This is a genomic window from Robertmurraya sp. DFI.2.37 (assembly GCF_029211245.1).
Lineage (GTDB): Bacteria > Bacillota > Bacilli > Bacillales > Cytobacillaceae > Robertmurraya > Robertmurraya methanolica_A.
Genome location: NZ_JARGEJ010000699.1, coordinates 1 through 295, shown reverse-complemented (window position 1 = coordinate 295; position 295 = coordinate 1). Strand labels below are relative to the sequence as shown.

Genomic DNA, 295 nt, shown 5'->3' with positions numbered 1-295 from the left:
GACGACTCCCATTTAAATCCTTTAAATGTAAGTCGTTTTTTCTTTTTTACTTGCGATTTCATCCTATGTTTTAATCCATTCAAATTTCGCCTTTAGTACTGAAGCTCTCTCATGCTTCAATGAAACATCGAGCGCCTTATCATAGATACTCATTGTATATAGAGCTGGTACTACTAAAAGTGCCGCGTAGCGTTTTGCAAATTGTGAGGCTGCGACAGCAAGCAATGGTGCTCCAATAACTGCACATAAGTACCGCAAATATTCTGTACAGTGTTCTTGCTCCAATAGTTCCTCC

Annotated in this window: 1 pseudogene; it reads right to left on the bottom strand. The window is 39.3% G+C overall.

The features are described 5' to 3' along the window. Window positions 1-63: 63 nt before the first annotated feature. A pseudogene (locus PZE06_RS28275) lies at window positions 64-295 on the bottom strand (hypothetical protein); the annotation flags it as partial.